Raw genomic sequence first — 17,074 nt, forward strand, 5'->3', positions numbered from 1 at the left:
TACCGCCTTTCAATGGAACATTTGTTCTTCATTATACATGAAAAACCGTCAATAAGATACCGATTTCACTGCTTCAACAGTCGAAAGGGCAGCCTTCAAATCTTCATAAATCACATTGCCGACGATAACCGTATGTGCGTGCGCCGCCATCATTTTTGCATCTTCCGCATTGCGAATTCCGCCGCCATAAAATAACCGTGTCCGCTCAAGTACACGCGCCGCTGCTTTAACAATGGACGGGTCACCTAGCATTCCGCTATATTCCACATAAAAGACAGGCAGCTTGAACAAATGCTCCGCCATTCGAGCGTAGGCGATAACATCCTCTTCGTCTGGAGCTTCATTCACGCCGGTAAGTCGGGCCGCTTTGCAATCGGTGTTTACAATTACATAGCCTTCCGCGACGACTTCATCCCAATCCATCATATGGCCGTATTCCTTCAACGCCGCATGATGAATACCGTTCACCCATTTCGCATCCGTCGAATTCAGGACTGTCGGGATGAAATAATAATCGAATCCCATCGTTATCGATTCGACAGTCGATACTTCAAGTGCAACAGGGACTGAGTACCGCCGAATACGCATTAGCAAGTCGAGAACGTTTTCGAGCGTTACACCATCCGAGCCGCCAACAATGATGGCGTCTGTTCCGGATTCTGCAAGTTGTTCGAGTGCTTCGTCCTCTAATTGTTTTGCGGGATCCACTTTAAAGGCGTGGCGCCAATTTTTATAATCCATTTTGTCTACCACCTAATAGTAAATTACTTTATATGAAGCGCTCCATTTTACTCGCGCGTCTGCTATCCCCCAGTATACCAAAAAAACGGACGGATTTCTCCGCCCGTTCCAGAGTGTAAGCAAAGTCATTTTTCGACTTTGTCTACACTCACTTCTCTTCATTATTTTCCGCAAGCTCGGGATAAAGGCGGTCCAACACGGTGTTGTAGCCACCAGATCCGTAATCAACGCAACGTCTCACGCGTGAAATTGTCGCAGTGCTAGCGCCTGTTTCAGATTGAATCCGGTCATATGTCTTTTTCTGCCTCAATGCATGTGCGACTTCCAAACGCTGAGCTAACGATTGCAGCTCGCTCATCGTCGCAAGATCGTCGAAGAACTTGTAGCATTCCTCAAGGTCTCTCAATTCCAAGATGGCTTTGAACAGCTGATCCGTTTGTTCACCACGGATTTTATCAATTTGCATGTACTTCCCCCTCTTTCATTGCTTAAGGCGTATAAGTTACAGATTTCGAAATACCAGAATACGTTGGGATGATATGGATCCACGTCTTACCGGGAACTAATTTAACAGGAACTCCATTTTCCGTCGGCACGAGGAAGCCCTCGACATTTTTCCATTCCAACTCTTTAGCAACTCCAGCTTGGAAAAGCATTGCCTTTCCTCCACTTTCGATATCGACAGCTTGTCTACCGACACCGTCGATCGTACGATGATTCGCTTCCATAACGATAATATTAGACAGTGCGACATTTTCTTCGTTCGCTTTATCCGAAGTAATCACTCCATTTACCATACGGTTGTACGTTTCAGTTTCAGTATCGTAGGAAAACGTATTAATGAAGTCCTGGCTAGAACTGAAGCGAACGACGATCATCGAAGCGCTTTCCCCTATTTTAGCATCCTCCACTGATTCATGGAAAGAAAATGGAGGAACCTTCGTAATTTCGTCGGGTGCACCGACCTTTTCAATCGCCGCCATTATATTTTCGCCAGTTATATATGAGTTATGGGGCGCTTTACGGTCAGATGATCGTTTGAATAAAGTCCCGTCATATTGCATGCCATTTACATGGTCAACGTATTTGTTAGCCAACAACTTTTGCGCGTCCGGGCTATATCCGTGCGCAACGTAAAATGCATCCATCCCTTTTGAGAGATAAATGAAATAGTCACGAGCACTTCGGATCGGTCCAACCGTCTCCGGAAGTTCGCTTTGGAATAACGCTAACAACCTCGTAACATTTCCTTCCGCCATAAATTCATAGACGACATCAGCCTGGCTTATGCCCGATTGTGGCCTTGCATGCGGGTGGTTGTTAATTGTAGCAAGTACCGGTCTCGTCAAATACTCTTCCTCAGACGGTACACCGGTGAATGGCGCCTTGTAAAGGAGGGAGCCGTTTTCATCAGGCTCTTCCGTCGGCTCTTCTTCAGTATCCACTTCTTCAATCTCTTCTAGATCCAGATCATCTTCTGCGCTGGATTTCTCTTTATTTGAACACGCTGACAGCAATAGCAACATAATCGCTATTCCTAGCAGCCATCCTCTCTTTTTCCCTTTCATCCGTTCCTCCTATCTTTCCGTCGCCGGAACGATTACTTCATTTCTCATTACTTGATAGATTCCTACTTCTGTTGCCCGTATGTATGGCAAATGAGTCGACTGCAAGAACAGGAATGTGTAGACTGCATCACCATGCTTGTAACCGCGCTCTGCTAACGCTTTTTTCAACACAAGCTCCTGTTCAATTAACAGATCCATATGCTCCGCTGATAACCCACCACCAATTATGAGCGGAATGGAAGCCGCAACTTCCCCGTCTTCAATAAGCACCATGCCGCCTTTCAATCGCTTCATTTCCTGAAAAGCAAGCAGCATCGCCTTTTTATCCTTCCCGATTAGAATAACATCGCCTGTATTGGAGTAGGAAGATGCAAAACCTTGCACTTCATTCGCAAAGCCTTTAATGAACGTATTGACCCGCCACTTTCCATTTCTATCGATAAGCATAAGGAAGCTTTCATCATGCTCAGTTGAAAGCTTGTCCACCGTTAGGTCAAGCGTCACTTCATACGGCTTCGTAATGACGTCATTCACCATTTTAATGCCGACAGCGTGTTTGAACTCAAAGTCCTTTTCATCCAAATCGAAATCTGGTTCGAAATCCGGTACAAGCGACCAATCGACTCGCTCGAACTGTGCAGTCTCCTGACCATTGCGTTTCAGCCATTTCCCTTTTGACAGAACGTCCGTCGGAATCGGATTTGTTTCATCTTCAAGGAAATTGAGCGTTGCATATCGTCCGGTTGCAATGATGCCATGACGATCATCGATGCCGTAATAGCGTGCAACATTATAAGAAGCCATTAAATAAGCGTCGATCGGCTTCACTCCTGCTTCGAGCGCAACTTGGATGCATTTATCCATGACACCGTCGATATGGAAGGAAGGCGTCGAGCCGTCTGTCGTCATCATAAGATGGTCGAAGACGTCCAACTCTTTGTCGACTACACCTTTCAATAGAGTAGGCAAATCAGGTCGGATTGACGAATGGCGTAGTGTCACCGCGTACCCTTGTAGTAGGCGTGCTTCCACTTCTTCGGTCGTCATCGCTTCGTGATCACCATCTACACCAAGTAGTTTCATCCGTGCAAGCGTTCGTTCGGAAGCTCCTGGGAAGTGACCTTCAATCTTTTTTCCGGCTTGTTTCGCACGAACGACGGACGCCGTTAAGTTCGGATCGCCGTTCATGAGGCGCGGCCAGCCTGTCAGCTCCCCGCCCATGAGGACGTCTTTACGATTCAGCCATTCGCCGATAGCCTCTTCGTTGAACACGTCGGTTTCGTTTTGCAAAACCGTTTGGGAATCAAACCTCGCCCACCAATAAAATGAAAAAGGCAGCTCATTCAATTGGTCAATCAATTTGAATGCCCGATTATTTTTGAGTAGCAGAAAGAATGTCAAGTTGTCCGATAAGAACGTCGTCGTCCCAAGCTTGCCTGCATAGTCAGCGAATGTCTCAGGATTGTATAGCTGGAACGGATGGACATGCGGCTCGATATAACCGGGAACGATTCGTTTACCGGTCGCATCGACGATTTCCGCGCCATCCGTCATCGCAGGCATTTTTTCACCTGCATAGACGATTCGATCGCCTTTAATCCATATATTGCCTGTCATCCACTTCTTAAAAATAGAATGTAAATACGTTGCATTTTGAATAATGAAATCCGGTTGTACTTTTCCATTAATAACACCAATTTGTTGCTGAATTTCTCGTTCGTCCCACATGTCGAAAAACCCCTTTGAAGAGAATTCTATATAGTTCATCCTAGCATAGCATCCAGTTGAAATATAGAGGGTTTACATTATTTGCATGAAATTTCAGTCGCCTTACATCTTCTATTTAAGAGAAGGCGTATCATTTTACTTTTTCCGGGGACAATAATGACAAACTTTTTTCCACGCTTTAATTGAAAGGAGAGTTGCAAATGACCGGAAAACAAGCCCCTCCTTTATTCAACGAATTGTCGAAGCAATTCAAGCCATCGAACGATATTATTCAAACGCCACTTCACATGGATGGTAACTATGCATTCCTATTCTATGTGAAATCAGTTGTAGATGGCGATAAGCTGCAACAAACGGTCATCAGGCCTTTTTTTGAAATGGCATCGGCAGAAGGATTTACGTCATACATCCAATCATTGCCGATTCAATCTGAAGTACCCGATAAAACGAATCTACTTATTAAGTTAAGTTCTGGATCTGTATTAATTGCAATTGACGATCAGCAATTTTTACTTGATTTTCGACTCGTTAAAAACAATGAAGTACAAGATACGACAATGGAACCGACGATTCAAGGTCCTCAAAAAGGATTGAGCGAGGACATTGAAACGACGATTAATTTAATACGGCAACGGTATCATAGATCTACGTTAAAAGTCGAAAATATCGTCACCGATGATCAATCGAATATCTCAGTTGCATTGCTCTATGATAGTGATCAAGTCGATCCGGAAGTGTTAAAAGAGATAAAAAAGAAACTTGACAATCTCAGTACACCGTTATTTCAATCAGGGGGAGAGCTCCAACAACATCTCAATAAAAGTAAATGGACGCTCTTTCCAACAACAATGGTAACCGAGCGGCCCGACCGTATCGTTTACAATTTAGTTGCCGGTAAAGTGATCATTGCCATCGACGGAAGTCCGAACGTCATCGTCGCTCCAATTATCTTCTTCGATTTCATGTCGTCAATGGAAGACAATTATCACGTCTCCGTTGTTACAGGATTTACGATTTTCTTGCGGTATACAGGTTTACTCACTTGTACAGTGCTTCCTAGTCTCTATGTAGCAATGACTTCCTATAACCCGAACATTCTGCGGATTGAACTTGCACTGACGGTCGCAGGAAGTAGAATTGGAGTTCCTTATCCATCCTTTATTGAAGTCATTTTCATGCTCTTTTTCATGGAATTATTAACGGAAGCGAGCATGCGGCTGCCAAAAGCGGTTAGCGGAACTGCAACGACAGTCGGTGGCCTCATTTTAGGAACAGCGGCAACAGAAGCCGCACTCACTTCAACAATAATGATCATCATCATCTCGGCGGTAGCAATTTCTACATTTGTTATTCCAATGAACGAAATGAGTATTACGATGCGGATCGTCCGGTTCCTATTGCTAATCTATACAGCATTGTTTGGGATGGTCGGCTTACTTATCGGCTTCATGGGCATTATTTTGCTACTTGTCAATAAGGAAAGTTTAGGTGTGCCTTATTTCCGCATCCCTTGGGCTAGTAAAAACGACGAACTAAGGGTGGACAATAAATGAACCGTTTCCTACTGTATTTAATTTTAATTAATATGCTTACGAATATGGTATCGATAACGCCAAGAATTCTCATTACAGGGATGGAAAAAGGGGCAATCCCTTCCATGGTCATTGCAATCGTTGTCGGTATTGCATTGTCGTATTTTATTATCATTCTTTTTAGCTATTTCCCTGGACAAGGGTTACCTGAAATTTTAAATACGTATACCCCTAAATGGATTGCGAAGCCTGTCCTTCTCTTTTTATCACTTACATGGTTTTTTGCGGGACTCATTACGTTAAGTATTTACGTGTATATCATCCTTCACTTTCTAACACCAACGATGTCCTATTTGACGATCGTGCTAGCGTTTGTACTCGTCGTTACGTATGGAGTATTCATGACAGCTAAAAATATCTTATACATGAGTGAAATCATTTTTGTGCTCTTCGTCCCGTTAATTGCTTTTGTCCAGCTGAAAGGGTACTTAAGCCCAAATCTCCATTGGGATTATGTACGTATTGCCGTCATGCAAGTGAATCATCTTCCCCATTTAGAATCATTCTCTGCCTCGCTTTTCATCGTAGCCGGGACTGCTAGCTTGGCAATATTCAATCGTTTTTTTAAGAAGATAAAAAAACCTACTGGCAAAGGGATTGCTCTTCTTACTATACTTACAACGTACATCCTTGCGACGACCTTTTTCCTTCCAATTGGTTTTGGTGGATTCGAATCTCTCGAAAATGTTCTATACCCATGGGTTATGACGAGTGATTCCATTCGAATGAAATATGGAATTATTGAAAGGATTGTCTTCATTTTCATCGGTGCTTTCTTAGCACTCAGCGTCGTCACTTTAATCATGCACTGGCACCTTTCCATCCAATTACTTTTAGGTGCCGTTTATTTTAAAAAGTTCAAGTGGAAGAAACGCAATTTGACACTTCCACTTTTCATCGTCATCTACTGGGCGGCTTCCATATACAGCCTCAGAAAAATTACAAGTCCAGGTCTTTTCGATTTCGTTAAAATTTTTGACACCTATGTATTTCCAGTCGTCCTACTCGCAACAATCGGAAGTTTACTGTTAGCAAAGAAGGGAGCTGCTTCCAAATGGCAAGCAAACAAAAAAGGATAAAAGGTTACATATCCAGTACACTCTTGCTCGTCATGTTGTTACAAGCCGGATGTTCCTTCAAAGATATCGATAAAAGGATGTTCGTTGTTGGTATCGGAATTGACCCTTCTGAAAAAGTGAACGATGGTTTTAAAGTGACACTAAAGTTGGCAAAGCCGATTGGCAATGTCAAACAAGAAACGACACCGACATATGTGTATTTATCGAATGATTCGAAATCAGTTGCAGATGCGGTACAAATAATGGAAAACCGTTCCGATAAAGTTTTGGATTTCGGACATAGCCGAATCATTGTCCTGAATAAAGAAATACTTTCTAAGAAACCAGAAGCGTACATGGACTTTTTCACTCGGCGTGGGGATATTCAAATGGTCTCCTATGTTGCTGCAGCCGAAAACACCTCCGAAGAAATTCTTTCATTCGAACCGCAATTGGAAACCCCCGCCTCCATCGCTTTATATAACTATTTTGATAATACAGGGACGGAGAGCGGCTACATATTGACAACGTTCCTTTTTGAATTCAGGCGAGCACTATTAGGCAGCGGTATTAATACAATCATTCCAATTATCGGGATTGATAAGGAGAATGAAGAGTATAAAGTTGATAAATCGACTATTATACGCGTTGGAGAAAAACCTTTTGAGTTGACAGCAGAAGAGACAAAGCTTTTTAACACACTTGAAAACCGCACAATCGGATATACTTACAAAATGGAAGTAGAAGACCATATTATGGTTTTGAACTTTAAACAATCAAAGATGAACTATAATCTGATTGCGAACGAAGGGAATCCACGCATCGATATGAACGTGACGAATGTTGGCGTTATAGCTGAATCCAATAAGCGTTTAAACAATAATGATTTACACAAATACAATCAAATGACGAAAAAAGATCTTGAAACAAAGATTGTCGATTTATTGACGAAATTTCAAGAAAACGACGTCGATCCTTTCGGGTTCGGCTTACGGTACCGGGCAACAAGATTATCACGAAAAGGCATAATGGATGAATGGAAAAGCATCTATCCCGAAATCAAATTCAATGTTAAGGTGAACGTCGAACTACAAGGCACTGGACCGATTGAATGAAAACCAAAAGCGGGGGGTGGCGTAACCGGTGCTCCTAACGCTACGCTTTTACTCGCAAAAGCCGTACTTCGTGACGGCTTTAACTGCGACAGGCATAAGACTGATCTGCGAAACGGCGCTCTTTGCCGTACAGCAGAGCTGGCTTATGACCCGAGCAGTTGCCACCCGGAGCTAGACGCAAAAAACAGACCACACATGTAGACGTGTGGTCTGTTTTTTTATTTACTTTGGAAAGCTCTCCAACCGATATCTGTTCGGTAGAAAAACCCATTCCATTCTACTTCATTCAACTTGTTGTACACTTGCGTCTGTGCTTCTTCTAACGTTTTTGCTTTTGCAGCAGCGAGCAGTACGCGGCCGCCGTTGCCGATAAAGTGGTCCCCATCGGCTTTTGTACCAGCATGAAAGACGTCAACTCCGTTTAACTTAGTAAGGTCCGGCAGTTGTGCACCATTCACGACGTCACCTGGATAGCCGTCCGATGCGACGACGACACCAAGCATTGCATCGTCATGCCATGTCAATTCAAATGGCTCTTTATTCATAAGTGCCATCATGAACTCACCGAAATCGGATGCCATTCGTGGTAGTACGACTTGTGTTTCCGGATCACCGAAGCGTGCATTGAACTCGATCACTTTCGGTCCTTGATTCGTCAAAATAAGTCCTGCATAAAGGATACCTGTGAATGGTACGCCTTCTTCTGTCATCGCGCGGACAGTCGGAACGACGACTGTCTTATACGCTTCTTCGATGACATGCTCAGGGATATGCGGAACTGGTGAATACGCCCCCATACCACCAGTGTTTGGCCCTCTATCGCCGTCATACGCCCTTTTATGGTCTTGTGCGATGACCATCGGGTAGATTTGCCCGTCATGGACAAATGACATGTATGAGAACTCTTCTCCATCGAGGAATTCCTCAATGACGACGCGGGAAGAGGATTCACCGAATCGTTGATTGCCAATCATATCGTCAACCGCATGAAGCGCTTCTTCAATAGTCATTGCGACGATGACACCTTTTCCAGCTGCAAGTCCGTCCGCTTTTACTACGATTGGCGCTCCTTGCTGTCGAATGAACGCTTTCGCTTCCTCAGCATCTGTAAACGTCCCGTATGCGGCCGTCGGGATATCGTATTTACTCATTATTTCCTTTGCGAAAGATTTGCTTCCTTCGATTTGTGCAGCAGCCTTTGTCGGCCCGAAAATGAGTAATCCTTTATCAGTGAAAAAATCGACGATTCCTTCCGCTAACGGTTGCTCCGGCCCAACAAATGTTAAGTCGATTCGTTGTTCGATAGCGAATGAAGCGAGCGCCTCAAAATTAGTCGCATCGATTCCGATACATTCTGCATCGTTTTTCATGCCGTCGTTTCCAGGTGCAACGTATACGTTTGTAACGGACGGCGAATCGTTAAACTGCTTTGCAATTGCGTGCTCCCTGCCGCCACTGCCGATGACAAGTACTTTCATTAGTACCCACTCCTTCGATCAATGTTTGAAATGACGTACGCCTGTGAATACCATCGTAATGCCGTATTCATTGGCCTTTTTAATGGAATCTTCGTCTTTCACAGATCCTCCAGGCTGGATGATAGCTGTAATTCCCGCTTTTGCTGCCGCTTCTACTGTATCGTCCATCGGGAAAAATGCGTCAGAGGCAAGTGCTGCTCCTTTTGCACGTTCACCCGCTTGCGTCAGTGCAATATTTGCAGCTCCGACACGGTTCATTTGCCCCGCTCCGACACCGAGCGTTCTTTGCGCATCGGATACGACAATCGCATTCGATTTCACATGCTTAACGACTGCCCAACCGAGTTTCAGCGCTTCCCATTCCGCTTCTGTCGGCTCACGGTCCGTTGCAACACGAATGTCTGCATCGTCGAAGCCGAACGTATCCGGTTGTTGCATAAGAAGGCCGCCTTCAACCGACACCGTATTCCAAGCATCTTGTTTCTCTTGTTCAAACGGAATCGTTAATAGTCGAATGTTTTTCTTCTTTGTCAATACATCGATTGCCTCGTCCGTGAACGATGGTGCGATAATAATTTCGAGGAAGATACCCGAAAGTTGTTCCGCTGTCGCTACATCTACTTCTTTATTCAACGCGATAATGCCTCCGAAGATCGATACCGGATCGGCTTCATATGCTTTCGTAAACGCCTCGGCAATTGTTTCGCCGACACCGACGCCGCAAGGATTCATATGCTTCACGGCTACCGCTGCCGGTTGTTCGAATTCTTTCACGATTTGAATGGCTGCATTCGCATCTTGAATATTGTTATAAGATAGCTCTTTTCCGTGCAATTGCTCTGTATTGGCAATGGAGAAATCCGAGCCGAGTGGACGGCTGTAGAATGCCGCTTTCTGATGCGGATTTTCACCGTAGCGGAGCGGTTGTTTCAACTCGTATGTAAACGTCACTTGCTCAGGGAATTCTTCGCCTGCAAGATCAGTCAAGTAGCCCGAAATGAGCGCATCATACGCCGCTGTATGGCGGAACACTTTCGCTGCAAGGCGTCGGCGAGTTGCAAGTGTCGTCTGCCCTTCTGTTTGTAGCTCTTCAAGCACTTGGCCATAATCCGCCGCGTCGACGATAACAGTGACGTACGCATGGTTTTTCGCAGATGCACGAAGCATTGCCGGACCGCCGATATCGATGTTTTCGATTGCATCTTCAACAGAAACGTCAGGCTTTGAAATCGTTTCTTTGAATGGGTAAAGATTTACGCAGACGATATGGATTGGCTGGATGCCGTGTTCTGTCATTTGCGCTTGATGCGTTGCGTCGTCCTGTTTTGCTAGGAGACCGCCGTGGATCATCGGGTTGAGTGTCTTCACTCGGCCTTCCATAATTTCAGGGAAGCCCGTTACTTCGTCGACTGCCGTCACCGCGACGCCGTTTTCTTTTAAATGTTTCATCGTCCCGCCGGTTGATAAAATTTCATAGTCGAGTGCTTCTAAGTTTTTTGCGAACTCCAAAATTCCGCTTTTGTCCGATACGCTGAGCAATGCGCGTTTCTTCACGAGTGAACCCCTCCGTTAGTTAAAATCAGCTTCTGCAATGTTTCTTTATAAATGACATGTTCTACTTCATGTATTGCTTGTGCAGTCTTTTCCACATCGCCTTCAACGACAGGAACTGCCGCTTGTGCGAGAATTGGACCTGTATCCATCCCTTCATCGACGAGATGCACAGTGACGCCCGTAACTTTTACTCCATGAGCAATTGCCTGTCCAATTGCGTCTTTCCCTGGAAATGAAGGAAGCAAAGATGGATGGATATTGACGATGCGCGATGGATAGGCAGCTAATAATGTCGGTCCGATGAGCCGCATATAGCCCGCAAGCACAATCCATTCGACACCTTCTTCCTGTAAAATGCCAAGCACCGCTTCTTCATACGCCTGCTTCGAAGGAAAAGCTTTCGGCTCCAATGCGACGACCCGGATGTCCGTCTGCCTTGCCCGTTCCACGACGAACGATGCCGGCTTATCAGTCAAAGCGAGAACGATTTCTGCGTCCAATTCACCTTCGCGACATGCGTTTTCAAGTGCTTCGAAGTTGCTGCCACTACCGGAAGCGAATATTGCGATTCTTGCTTTTTCTTTCATTCCGCCAAGCTCCCATCATGGCTTCCTTTAAACACGACTCCCGTTCCACGTACGACACGTCCGATTTCATAAGCTTCTTCACCGTGTTCTGAAGCAATTTCAATCGCGCGTTTCGCTTGTTCTGCAGGAAGTGCAATGACAAATCCGATTCCCATATTAAAGACGCTGTACAAGTCTTTATCGAGAAGGTTGCCTTTCTCTTTCAGCATGTTAAATACTGGTAGTACAGGCCACGATCCGAGATCGACTTCAACGCCGAATCCTTCTGCGAACATTCTCGGAAGGTTTTCATAAAAGCCTCCGCCAGTAATATGGCCCATTGAATGGACGTCCAGCTCTTCATGCATTTGCAGTACTGGCTTCGCGTAAATTTTAGTCGGTTCTAGCAACGCCGTTCCGACGTTACCGAGTTCCTCGAACCCATCAATCGTGTCGTCAATTTTATACCCTTGCTCTTCCAAAACAATTTGACGGACGAGTGAAAATCCGTTTGAGTGGATGCCGCTTGAAGCGATGCCGACGAGCACGTCCCCTTCAACGACTTTTTCACCTGTAACGATTTTACTCTTCTCACAAGCTCCGACCGCAAATCCAGCTAAATCATATTCATCGACATCATAAAGCCCCGGCATTTCAGCCGTTTCGCCACCGATTAACGCAGCACCCGACTGAACACATCCATCCGCAATTCCTTTAACAATTGCCTCGACCTTTTCAGGGACCGCTTTCCCGAGTGCAATATAATCCAAGAAATAAAGCGGCTCTGCGCCTTGCGCAACGATATCGTTTACACACATCGCGACACAGTCGATGCCGATCGTATCGTGCTTGTCTGCGAGAAACGCCAACTTCAATTTCGTACCAACGCCGTCTGTACCGGAAATGAGTACAGGTTCTTTATAGTTCAGCTCGGAAAGATCAAACATTCCTCCGAAACCGCCAAATGCACCTGTCACACCTTTCCGCACTGTTCGTGCGACGTGCGATTTCATCCGTTCAACCGATTCGTAGCCCGCCTCGATATTCACTCCCGCTTTTTCATACGCCTTTGACATGGGAACTCCTCCTTATCGCCCGATTTCTTTTTCGTGCGGTAATACTGTATCCGCAAAGATTTCTGTCGGGTATTCACCCGTAAAGCACGCTAGACATTGTCCGCAGTTTTTCATTTCAGACGGTCTGCCGATCGCCTCTAGCATTCCTTCCACCGAAAGGAACGTCAAAGAATCTGCGCCAATTATTTCCCGCACTTCTTCTACAGAACGCCCTGTCGCAATCAATTCGGAATCTGTACTAATATCGACGCCGTAGAAGCACGGACTTACGAGCGGAGGTGCCGCAATAACGACATGGACCTCTTTCGCACCGGCTTCCTTCAGCATGTTAACGATTCGTTTCGACGTCGTCCCACGGACAATTGAATCGTCTACCATGACAACCCGTTTCCCTTCGACGACTTGATGCACCGGTGAAAGTTTCATCTTCACGCCTCTTTCACGCATCTCTTGCGTCGGTTGGATGAACGTCCTGCCTACATACCTATTTTTAATTAACCCGAGTTCATACGGAATACCGCTTTCTTCCGAAAATCCGATTGCCGCAGAAATGCTCGAATCGGGTACACCCGTTACGACATCCGCTTCAATTTTCACTTCCCTTGCAAGCTGCTTCCCACACCGTTTTCGTGCCATATGGATATTAATGCCGTCAATATCTGAATCCGGCCTCGAAAAATAGACATATTCCATCGAGCAAATTGAACGGTCCGCAGCTTCCGCGAATCGATCGGAATGTAAGCCTTTTTCGTTAATGATAATTAATTCACCAGGTTCAACCGATCGGATTGTTTCCGCACCGATTAAATCGAACGCGCACGTTTCGGATGCAACAACCCATGCATCCCCAAGCTTCCCGAGGGACAACGGACGCAATCCATTCGGATCTTGCGCGACGAGTAAACCGTCTTCCGTCAAGATGACGAATGCGAAAGCACCTTTTAACATCGATAGCGCTTTTTTCACTCTGTCTCGCTGTGTCAATGAACCACTGCTACTTCGTTTAATTAAATGAGCGAGTACTTCCGTATCGGACGTCGTTTGAAAGATGCTGCCCTGCTTTTCAAGACTTTCTTTCAAATCGGCTGCGTTAACTAAGTTTCCGTTATGCGCGATTGCCAAACTGCCCGTCATGGAACGGAAGACGAGCGGCTGCACATTTTCTGCGCCTCGCCCTTCCTCCGTCGTGTAGCGGACTTGTCCGATAGCGGAACGCCCCGTTAATCCTTTCAACGCGTCACCGGAAAACACATCATTCACAAGGCCTTCGCCTTTCACGACATGAAACCCTTTACCATTCTTCGTGACGATTCCTGCGCCTTCCTGGCCGCGGTGCTGCAGCGCGTGCAAGCCGTAATAGCTTAGTTGCGCTGCATCTTCATGCCCCCAAATGCCGAACACGCCGCATTCTTCGTTCAGGCCTCTGAGTTCAGCAAGCATGGAATTGCCCCTTTCCAAGCAGAACGGAATTCTTCCACCGTCCCGTCAATTAAAACTGTATCGTTATCGCCAGTAATGACGATTTTTTCTTCATTCGTAACTGTACCGATTTTCACTGCATCTTGAACGATCGCTTCAAACGCAGTCGTCAGCTCTTCTTTCACTGTCACAAGGAAGCGGGATTGCGTTTCACTGAATAACGCCGTTACCGCTGAACCTGTTACAGTTACTTCTGCGCCAAGACCTTCTGCATCGAATGCCTTCTCGCAAAGCGCAACAGCGAAACCGCCTTCCGACAAATCAGTCGCCGATTGAACGAGCTTGCTTTGAATTGCTTTCAGAAGCGCTTGCTGACGAGATGCTTCCACTTCAAGATCGATCGCAGGCACTTTGCCGAAAATCTTGCCATGAATCATTTGTTGAAGCTCGCTACCGCCGAATTCCGTCGCTGCTTCGCCGATCAAGTAGATTGCGTCTCCTGCTTGTTTAAATGAAGTCGTCGTTACTTGTGACAGATCATGCACAAGCCCAACTAAGCCCATCGTCGGAGTCGGATAAACCGGAACCCCGTTCACTTCGTTCGACATCGACACGTTTCCGCCGATAATTGGCGCATTCAACGTCCGGCACGCAGCTGCAATACCATCTGCCGATTTCTCAATTTGCCAGAACACTTCTGGCTTATCAGGGCTACCGAAGTTTAGGCAATCCGTTGCTGCAATTGGTTCTGCGCCTGAGCAGATTAAGTTACGAGCTGCTTCTGCAACTGCAATCTTTCCGCCTGTTTCAGGATCGAGGTAAATATAGCGAGAGTTACAATCCGCCGTCATCGCGAGGCCTTTATTCGTGCCGCGAACACGGATGACACCAGCAGAAGAACCAGGTGCTACGACTGTATTCGTTCTAGCTTGCGAATCGAATTGGCTATATACCCACTCTTTCGATGCGATTGTCGGACGTTGCAATAACGCGGACAACGTCTCCTTCAAGTCGCCGACAGCTGGTTCTTCATTGTCCATCGCTTGGAACTCCCTAAAGTAAGCAGGCTCTTCCGATTTTTTATAATAGACAGGTGCGTCCTCAGCAAGAATATCTGCATTAATTTCCGCGACAACTTCACCTTTATGTGTAAGGCGAAGCATTTTGTCTTCCGTCACTTTTCCGATCGCCACTGCTTCAAGCCCATATTTCTTACACAAGTCGATGATTTCTTGCTCACGACCTTGCTTTACGACGACGAGCATTCGCTCTTGCGACTCGGAAAGCATCATTTCATACGCAGTCATACCTTCTTCACGTTGCGGAACGAGATCCAAGTTCAATTCCACACCGTAGCCCGCTTTTGAAGCCATTTCCGCTGATGACGAAGTAAGTCCTGCTGCACCCATATCTTGTATACCGATTAATGCATCTGACTTCACTAATTCAAGGCACGCTTCCATAAGGAGCTTCTCGAGATACGGATCCCCCGCCTGCATGACTGGAAGCTCTTCTTCTTTATCAACCGCAACTTCAGTAGAAGACATCGTTGCTCCGTGAATTCCGTCCCGGCCCGTCTTCGCACCTACGTACAACACTGTATTGCCGACTCCGGATGCAAGACCTTTTTGAATATCTTCATGATTCAACAGACCGACAGCCATCGCATTGACGAGTGGACGTTTTGAATAACAATTATCGAACTGAACTTCACCTGCAACTGTCGGAATTCCGATCGTATTTCCATAGCTCGCGATTCCCGCAACAGCCTGTTCGAATAAATAACGGTCACGCTCATCCGTCAAATCACCGAAACGCATCGAGTTCACAAGAGCGACTGGACGCGCGCCCATTGAAAATACGTCACGGATAATACCGCCTGCTCCTGTTGCCGCACCGATGAACGGTTCGATAGCAGATGGAGAGTTATGTGATTCCATTTTGAAAACTGCTGCTTGATTATCCCCGATATCGACAATACCTGCTCCTTCCCCAGGCCCTTGCAACACACGTGCGCCTTCTGTTGGGAATTTGCGCAATACAGGTTTCGAACTTTTATAAGAACAATGCTCCGACCACATCGCCGAAAACAATCCTGTTTCCGTATAGTTCGGAAGACGTCCGATCATTTCGACTGCACGATCAAACTCCTCATCGGTCATTCCCATTTGGCGATATAGTTTTTCATCTTTAACTTGCTGAGCTGTTGGTTCATGCATGATTGGCATTCTTCTCACTCCAGTTCTTCAATATTGATTGAAATAAAGGCAAACCGTCCGTTCCACCGATCATTTCCTCGACCGCACGTTCAGGAAGTGGCATCATACCGAGGACATTCCCTTGTTCATTCAACACGCCTGCGATTTTGTCCACGCTACCGTCAAGATTGCCGTCTTCATATGTAAAGACGATTCGATTCTGTTCTTTCAATTGTGTTGCAGTATCCGTATCAACGTAATAATTGCCGAATTCATGGGCGAATGGAAGCGTAATTCGTTGTTCTTGTTCGTAATTGCTCGTAAATGTAGATGACGAGTTTTGAACAGTGAGTTGCGCATTGCCACTTCTGAATTTCAATCCTTTATTCCGTAAGAACGCTCCCGGAAGGATTCCAGCTTCGGCAAGAATCTGGAAACCATTTCCTACACCAAGCACAGGCTTGCCGGAAGCGGCGAATGCCTTTAAGCTTTCAATCGACTTAGAGCTTTGTGCAAGTGCTCCCGGACGTAAATAATCACCGTAAGAAGCACCTGTCGGAATGACGACCGCATCGAAGTTATCCAAATTTGCGTCCTGATGGTTGACGATTTCTACACCTACGCCAACGATATCCAAAAGGGAATGATACATGTCCACATCACAGCTGGACCCCGGGAAACTTAAAACAGCGAACCTCATTTGCCCGCAACCTCCCCGATTTCAAAGCTATAGTCCTCAATCACTTTATTGACAAGAAGCTGATCGCACATTTCTTTCACACGCGTTTCGATTTCACTCGACGTTCCTGCTAGCTCAAGTTCGATCAGTTTACCGATACGTACGTTTTCGACTTCATTGAACCCCATAGTTTGGAGTGCCTCCTGCGCCGCAATTCCTTGTGGATCAACAACACTTTCGCGTAATGTTACGTAAACGTTCACTTTTGTCATGTCAATTTCCTCCTGAATGGATGTAAGTTT

Annotated in this window: 15 protein-coding genes; 3 read left to right on the forward strand and 12 right to left on the reverse strand. The window is 45.9% G+C overall.

The annotated features are described in order from the left end of the window. Positions 1-48: 48 nt before the first annotated feature. The 4 genes from QM454_RS02355 to QM454_RS02370 all read right to left on the reverse strand — a co-directional run bounded on the left by QM454_RS02355 (position 49) and on the right by QM454_RS02370 (position 4,037). Positions 49-741, reverse strand: a complete 693-nt coding sequence (locus tag QM454_RS02355) for a heptaprenylglyceryl phosphate synthase (RefSeq protein WP_432361060.1) — start codon at positions 739-741, stop codon at positions 49-51. 148 nt (positions 742-889) lie between these two features. Continuing rightward, positions 890-1,207, reverse strand: coding sequence for a YerC/YecD family TrpR-related protein (locus QM454_RS02360; RefSeq protein WP_432361063.1), 318 nt, complete (start codon positions 1,205-1,207; stop codon positions 890-892). A gap of 22 nt (positions 1,208-1,229) precedes the next feature. Then, positions 1,230-2,309 carry a DUF3048 domain-containing protein gene (locus QM454_RS02365; RefSeq protein WP_432361065.1) on the reverse strand — a complete coding sequence of 360 codons (1,080 nt, stop codon included), beginning with the start codon at positions 2,307-2,309 and terminating at the stop codon, positions 1,230-1,232. 9 nt (positions 2,310-2,318) lie between these two features. After that, entirely contained in the window at positions 2,319-4,037 is a 1,719-nt protein-coding gene (locus tag QM454_RS02370; protein ID WP_432361068.1) for an adenine deaminase C-terminal domain-containing protein, read from the reverse strand. A gap of 200 nt (positions 4,038-4,237) precedes the next feature. On the opposite strand from QM454_RS02370, the gene QM454_RS02375 reads away from it, so the two are divergent. The 3 genes from QM454_RS02375 to QM454_RS02385 are packed head-to-tail and all read left to right on the forward strand — an operon-like array spanning position 4,238 to position 7,802. Then, entirely contained in the window at positions 4,238-5,590 is a 1,353-nt protein-coding gene (locus QM454_RS02375; RefSeq protein WP_432361070.1) for a spore germination protein, read from the forward strand. Next, complete coding sequence (locus QM454_RS02380; RefSeq protein WP_432361073.1) at positions 5,587-6,708, forward strand: GerAB/ArcD/ProY family transporter; 1,122 nt, start codon at positions 5,587-5,589, stop codon at positions 6,706-6,708. Before QM454_RS02375 ends, QM454_RS02380 begins: the two co-directional genes overlap by 4 nt. Further along, positions 6,684-7,802 (forward strand): Ger(x)C family spore germination protein, encoded by a 1,119-nt coding sequence (locus tag QM454_RS02385; protein WP_432361076.1) that lies wholly within the window; start codon positions 6,684-6,686, stop codon positions 7,800-7,802. Before QM454_RS02380 ends, QM454_RS02385 begins: the two co-directional genes overlap by 25 nt. 218 nt (positions 7,803-8,020) lie before the next feature. Here QM454_RS02385 and purD read toward each other — a convergent pair whose 3' ends face one another. From purD to purS, 8 genes are read right to left on the reverse strand one after another with little or no spacing between them, the layout of a single operon-like run. Next, a complete protein-coding gene (gene purD, locus QM454_RS02390; protein WP_432361078.1) occupies positions 8,021-9,280 on the reverse strand; it encodes a phosphoribosylamine--glycine ligase in 1,260 nt (419 codons plus the stop codon). A gap of 18 nt (positions 9,281-9,298) precedes the next feature. After that, a complete protein-coding gene (gene purH, locus QM454_RS02395; RefSeq protein WP_432361081.1) occupies positions 9,299-10,834 on the reverse strand; it encodes a bifunctional phosphoribosylaminoimidazolecarboxamide formyltransferase/IMP cyclohydrolase in 1,536 nt (511 codons plus the stop codon). Beyond that, entirely contained in the window at positions 10,831-11,421 is a 591-nt protein-coding gene (purN, locus tag QM454_RS02400; RefSeq protein WP_432361084.1) for a phosphoribosylglycinamide formyltransferase, read from the reverse strand. Before purN ends, purH begins: the two co-directional genes overlap by 4 nt. Next, positions 11,418-12,476 carry a phosphoribosylformylglycinamidine cyclo-ligase gene (purM, locus tag QM454_RS02405; RefSeq protein WP_432361086.1) on the reverse strand — a complete coding sequence of 353 codons (1,059 nt, stop codon included), beginning with the start codon at positions 12,474-12,476 and terminating at the stop codon, positions 11,418-11,420. The genes purN and purM overlap by 4 nt, the downstream gene beginning before the upstream one ends. 12 nt (positions 12,477-12,488) lie before the next feature. Then, the gene (purF, locus tag QM454_RS02410) at positions 12,489-13,916 is read right to left on the reverse strand and encodes an amidophosphoribosyltransferase (protein WP_432361089.1); all 1,428 of its coding nucleotides are present in this window, start codon (positions 13,914-13,916) and stop codon (positions 12,489-12,491) included. Continuing rightward, complete coding sequence (gene purL / locus QM454_RS02415) at positions 13,892-16,123, reverse strand: phosphoribosylformylglycinamidine synthase subunit PurL (RefSeq protein ID WP_432361092.1); 2,232 nt, start codon at positions 16,121-16,123, stop codon at positions 13,892-13,894. The genes purF and purL overlap by 25 nt, the downstream gene beginning before the upstream one ends. Then, on the reverse strand, positions 16,107-16,793 hold the full coding sequence (purQ, locus tag QM454_RS02420; RefSeq protein WP_432361095.1) for a phosphoribosylformylglycinamidine synthase subunit PurQ: 687 nt from the start codon (positions 16,791-16,793) through the stop codon (positions 16,107-16,109). Before purQ ends, purL begins: the two co-directional genes overlap by 17 nt. Beyond that, positions 16,790-17,044: a phosphoribosylformylglycinamidine synthase subunit PurS gene (gene purS / locus QM454_RS02425; protein ID WP_432361097.1), complete on the reverse strand. Its 255-nt coding sequence runs from the start codon at positions 17,042-17,044 to the stop codon at positions 16,790-16,792. Before purS ends, purQ begins: the two co-directional genes overlap by 4 nt. Between the last annotated feature and the right edge of the window lie 30 nt (positions 17,045-17,074).

It is taken from the genome of Sporosarcina sp. UB5, assembly GCF_050859005.1.
GTDB lineage: Bacteria > Bacillota > Bacilli > Bacillales_A > Planococcaceae > Sporosarcina.

What these genes read in the sequence shown, in the direction of transcription:
- purN (WP_432361084.1), bottom strand. Translation starts at nt 11,421, where the DNA reads ATGAAAGAAAAAGCAAGAATCGCAATATTCGCTTCCGGTAGTGGCAGC.
- purM (WP_432361086.1), bottom strand. Translation starts at nt 12,476, where the DNA reads ATGTCAAAGGCGTATGAAAAAGCGGGAGTGAATATCGAGGCGGGCTAC.
- QM454_RS02375 (WP_432361070.1), top strand. Translation starts at nt 4,238, where the DNA reads ATGACCGGAAAACAAGCCCCTCCTTTATTCAACGAATTGTCGAAGCAA.
- QM454_RS02385 (WP_432361076.1), top strand. Translation starts at nt 6,684, where the DNA reads ATGGCAAGCAAACAAAAAAGGATAAAAGGTTACATATCCAGTACACTC.
- QM454_RS02365 (WP_432361065.1), bottom strand. Translation starts at nt 2,309, where the DNA reads ATGAAAGGGAAAAAGAGAGGATGGCTGCTAGGAATAGCGATTATGTTG.
- purF (WP_432361089.1), bottom strand. Translation starts at nt 13,916, where the DNA reads ATGCTTGCTGAACTCAGAGGCCTGAACGAAGAATGCGGCGTGTTCGGC.
- purQ (WP_432361095.1), bottom strand. Translation starts at nt 16,793, where the DNA reads ATGAGGTTCGCTGTTTTAAGTTTCCCGGGGTCCAGCTGTGATGTGGAC.
- QM454_RS02355 (WP_432361060.1), bottom strand. Translation starts at nt 741, where the DNA reads ATGGATTATAAAAATTGGCGCCACGCCTTTAAAGTGGATCCCGCAAAA.
- QM454_RS02360 (WP_432361063.1), bottom strand. Translation starts at nt 1,207, where the DNA reads ATGCAAATTGATAAAATCCGTGGTGAACAAACGGATCAGCTGTTCAAA.
- QM454_RS02380 (WP_432361073.1), top strand. Translation starts at nt 5,587, where the DNA reads ATGAACCGTTTCCTACTGTATTTAATTTTAATTAATATGCTTACGAAT.
- purL (WP_432361092.1), bottom strand. Translation starts at nt 16,123, where the DNA reads ATGCCAATCATGCATGAACCAACAGCTCAGCAAGTTAAAGATGAAAAA.
- purD (WP_432361078.1), bottom strand. Translation starts at nt 9,280, where the DNA reads ATGAAAGTACTTGTCATCGGCAGTGGCGGCAGGGAGCACGCAATTGCA.
- purS (WP_432361097.1), bottom strand. Translation starts at nt 17,044, where the DNA reads ATGACAAAAGTGAACGTTTACGTAACATTACGCGAAAGTGTTGTTGAT.
- QM454_RS02370 (WP_432361068.1), bottom strand. Translation starts at nt 4,037, where the DNA reads ATGTGGGACGAACGAGAAATTCAGCAACAAATTGGTGTTATTAATGGA.